Below are 3,941 nucleotides of genomic sequence, written 5' to 3' on the forward strand. Positions count from 1 at the left end.
GTGACCCGCGTTATGCAAGGTGGTATAAAAGTCTGTTGAGACGTCCGCCTCCATGGAGCAAGGGATATACAAAGGAAACTCACCCGAGTGTGGCTAAAATTTCGAGTACCTTTAAAAAAAGACGAATTGATAATTTTGCAGCATGGAGAGCGCAAGCAAAAGCAGAGGGACGAATTCCGTCCTCATACCCGCCATTGGAGAAAAATCAAGAGTTAGCCTTTCTGATTGGCATGGTATTGGGCGATGGACATATTCAAAAATTCTCTCGTACAGAGTCACTAAATATTTCTTTGGGCACCGATAAACCGGATTTATGGCAGTTTACGGAACGGGTAGTAAAAAACGTATTTAATAAAGATCCGCACGTCTACAAAGTGAAGAGCTCTGCATGTATGGTTATCCGTCTCTACCAAAAAAAGATTAGTGCACGATTGGGTATTCCGGAAGGGAATCGTGGAAAAATCAAAATTGTGTTACCGCAGTGGATTTGGGGCAAAAGAGGGTGTTTGATTGCTTGTGTTCGGGGGCTTTACGAGGCAGAAGGGTCCTTCTGCGTTCATGAACCGACGTACACCTATAAGATGTTGTTTTCAAACAAGAATGACTCGTTACTCAATTTTATGTATACTGCTTTGGAGGAGCTCGGTTTTCATCCTCACCGAAGTCCTTACAAGATTCAGATATCAAGGAAACAAGAGGCTTACGCTCTGAAGGAACAAATTTCTTTTCGAAACTATAGTCATAAATATTCGTAATTGCCGGGTGGTGCAATTGGTAGTTCACGCCACGCTCTGGACGTGGAAATCCAGGTTCGAGTCCTGGCCCGGCAGCTGACATATTTTTAAAGAGCGAAGCGACTATAAAAATAGTCATCCCGAGGAGCTTTGCGACGAGGGGACCATCCATTTGAAGAAAAAGGTTGTATGTTTTTCGTTTACATATTGGAGTGCGCGGACAACTCATTCTATGTGGGGTGTACCAACAATTTGGACAAACGTCTTAAGGAGCACAACGAATCAAAGTGGGGCGCGCATTACACAAAGATTCGCCGACCGGTTGTCTTAAAATATTCAGAAAAATACCAAACGTTACTTGACGCAAGGGGGCGCGAACAAGAAATCAAAAGCTGGCGCCGCAAGAAGAAAGAGGATTTAATAAAATAAAAGCATCGCGTCAACGAAGTTAGCACGAAATTCTTCGGCCTCCCGATACGAAGTGGAATCCCTGCCCGGCAGCAGCCAATTTTTAAGGAGCAGAGCGACTATAAAAATTGCGCTCCCCGAGCGAGCGAAGCGACGAGGGAATACATTAAACCAACCCGGCGAGGGTTCTGGCGAAGCGGAGTCCCTCCCAACATCATAAGAATCGTTACAAAATAGGCTTATCTTGATGAGGGGCATTGGATGTTCGAACTTGCGCCAGAAAACCGCAACCACCGTTCCTTGACAACAAATATGACATACCGTATAACGGGGGTAGATTTTAAAATGGTGTGCCGTAGCAGAAAGTCCTTCGCTTCGGGTGCTTGCCCTGAGCTTGTCGAAGGGTTTTCTGCTACGGCACACTCGCATTCCGCGTTTGTGCTTCGTTGGCCCTGTACCTAGCAGGTGCAGGGAAAACCCGACTAGCAGTCGGAAAGGAGAGAAACGATGAAGTACAACCTGTATGTTGGGGATGTGAGCGTGGAAGCGGTCTTCAACAAGCTCGGTGGCCTCGAAGGCGCTCGTGCGTTTCTGCGCGGCGAGCAAAAGCTCGTTCCGGTTTTGTTCGAACGCAATGAGCACGGCCACATCGTGCTCACAGTCACCGGTCTCGACCTTACCGGAGAGCAGGAAGTCAAGCGGCTTGAAGCCGCAGGGTTCTGCTTGGGCAACTGGGCGAAGTCGTGTCTGCTGTCCACGGAGAAGGACGGCTACAACACAAACCATCGCCTCGTTGACGGGCAGAGCTACAAGATCGCGCTCATGCCCACGCGGGAGATTAAACGCGACTCCGACCGTACGGTCGATGTCCTGCGCAAGCGCGGCATTGAGAAGTACGGGTACGAGAAGCCGCTCGCCGGTATTGTTCCGCGCATCCGCGAGACGGTTTCCGCCAAGCGGATGGAGGAAATGGGGTTTGAGTATATCGTCGCTCCCCACGACACCATCAAGGATTCCGACGGCCACACGGACGTGCTCGGCGCGCACCGGTTCGACGACGGGCCGTGGCTCTACGCGATTTGGACTCATCCCGGCATTTGCTGGGATGGCAATGGGGCGTTTGCGTTCCTCGTCCCCGCAAGCCTGCCTGCCGGCAAGGCAGGTTGAACTCGACTTTGGACACTGTGCACTTGCATTTGAGTCCTTTGCCCTTTGGCTCCGCGCCCTGCGCGGAGCCATATTTTTTGCTAAAGTTGCAGATGGTAGTAGGTGCATACGCGGGCGGTCATGCCTGCCTGCCGGCAGGCAGGGCTTCCCGCTACCGAATCCAGTTTCCATCTGCGCCAGGCGGCTCGTCCTGAGCGTGGTCGAAGGAGCGGCGTATTGGAAAAAGTGTAGGGGGATTTGGTGGCCACCTCGTATGTAGTATTTGTGCATGATGAGACTTGAAATTTATGAAATTTTTAAAGAAACACAGAAACTTTCTTTCGGCTGGGATATTAATTTTTCTCCTCGGTATTTTGATTTGGCCTATTTTTTCTTTGTTGACAGACGGTAAGGTAGTTTTCGATTTTCAGTTACTGGTTTTAACCATAATATTAATTGCATTATTGAGTGGCGCGTTTCTAAAATTTATTAAACGCGGGTGGAAAGATGATAATCTGATTGCGGTCATGGCTTTATTTTTTACGATATTGTTTTTTGTTTCAAATGCGGCTCAAAAGGATTTGGAAACGATAGATGCCCTAACTGCAGTTACTTCTTATAATTGCACTATCGCAAAAGGAATACTCGATTTAAAAGATGAAGAATGGCTAATTACATATGGATATTATGGCACGGATTTATATTTACAAAATCTTGGATTTGCTCAGGAAAAGCACGGACATGAGATGGGCGGTTTTGTGAGACAGCTTACATACAACATGGTTTATTCAAATAGACTACTTGATTCGATGATTCGTTTAAATATACCGACAGATACTCCTGCGGAATCAAAGCGTTTTATCGATGGCATGAAAAATCAATTAGTAATACTTGCACAAGAAATCGACGACATTATTAAGTGCCCGTAACCTCGTGGGGCTTGGCTGTTTGTGGTTCTGGCCTGAAACGAATCGCCACCGGCTGGGGCATTCTAGGCAAAAAATAAAAAATTAATTGTTCTGCGTATCGTTGCCAATCGCGTACCAATTAACCTTTCGTGATAAATACATGACTGCGGCCAGGATTGAAAAGAGTAATACACTTCCGATAATCAGGGCGTAGTCCTCTAACTGCAGTATGATGTATATAAAAAGGTACAGAAACGCGAGAATGGAACCTTGCGTGAGCGCCATTTTGCCATGTGCCAGAACGCTTTTTGAATACAGTGTTATCAAGCCGACAGTTGCGATGCTGGAGATGATATATGCCGCGCCAAAGCCGGCTATTTCCGAAATGGAAATGAGCAAGACGTAAAAGAGTACCATTGCCAGCCCGACCAGAATATATTGAATGGGATGTATTTTCTTTCTGTTAAACACTTCGGCAAAAAAGAATACGAGAAAGGTCAGAACAACGACAAGCAAAGCGTATTTTGCGCTGCGTGTCGCCTTGTCGTAGCCGTCAACTCCCGCCAAAAGTTTTACGCCTGATGCGGATGAGTAGATATTATACGTACTGCCAAGCCACGATTGCGGGTATCCTCTGTTTAAATCAAGAATTTTCCACGATGCCTCAAAGCTGTTTTTTGTGATCTCCCGCGTGTCCGGCAAAAATGCCCCGCTAAAGCTCGGTGCGCCCCAGTTTGATTTCAAA

At 47.2% G+C, this 3,941-nt stretch carries 5 protein-coding genes and 1 tRNA gene; 5 read left to right on the forward strand and 1 reads right to left on the reverse strand.

What is annotated here, in order from left to right; translation table 11 throughout:
- Positions 1-89: 89 nt before the first annotated feature.
- The 5 genes from HYW32_00005 (at position 90) to HYW32_00025 (ending at position 3,217) form a co-directional block, all read left to right on the forward strand.
- On the forward strand, positions 90-755 hold the full coding sequence (locus HYW32_00005) for a hypothetical protein (GenBank protein ID MBI2589409.1): 666 nt from the start codon (positions 90-92) through the stop codon (positions 753-755).
- Position 756: 1 nt separating this feature from the next.
- Positions 757-830, forward strand: a tRNA-Gln gene (locus tag HYW32_00010).
- A 93-nt stretch (positions 831-923) separates the two neighbouring features.
- Entirely contained in the window at positions 924-1,163 is a 240-nt protein-coding gene (locus HYW32_00015; protein ID MBI2589410.1) for a GIY-YIG nuclease family protein, read from the forward strand.
- 486 nt (positions 1,164-1,649) lie between these two features.
- Positions 1,650-2,309, forward strand: a complete 660-nt coding sequence (locus HYW32_00020; GenBank protein ID MBI2589411.1) for a hypothetical protein — start codon at positions 1,650-1,652, stop codon at positions 2,307-2,309.
- 287 nt (positions 2,310-2,596) lie between these two features.
- On the forward strand, positions 2,597-3,217 hold the full coding sequence (locus HYW32_00025) for a hypothetical protein (protein ID MBI2589412.1): 621 nt from the start codon (positions 2,597-2,599) through the stop codon (positions 3,215-3,217).
- 81 nt (positions 3,218-3,298) lie between these two features.
- Here the strand turns inward: HYW32_00025 and HYW32_00030 are convergent.
- Positions 3,299-3,941: inner membrane CreD family protein (locus HYW32_00030; GenBank protein MBI2589413.1), on the reverse strand; the 643-nt coding region annotated here is incomplete at its 5' end.

The organism is Candidatus Berkelbacteria bacterium, from assembly GCA_016187225.1.
In the GTDB taxonomy this organism is placed as follows: domain Bacteria; phylum Patescibacteriota; class UBA1384; order JACPKC01; family JACPKC01; genus JACPKC01.

Coding starts and splice junctions, on each gene's coding strand:
- HYW32_00015 (MBI2589410.1), top strand. CDS start 924: ATGTTTTTCGTTTACATATTGGAGTGCGCGGACAACTCATTCTATGTG.
- HYW32_00020 (MBI2589411.1), top strand. CDS start 1,650: ATGAAGTACAACCTGTATGTTGGGGATGTGAGCGTGGAAGCGGTCTTC.
- HYW32_00025 (MBI2589412.1), top strand. CDS start 2,597: ATGAAATTTTTAAAGAAACACAGAAACTTTCTTTCGGCTGGGATATTA.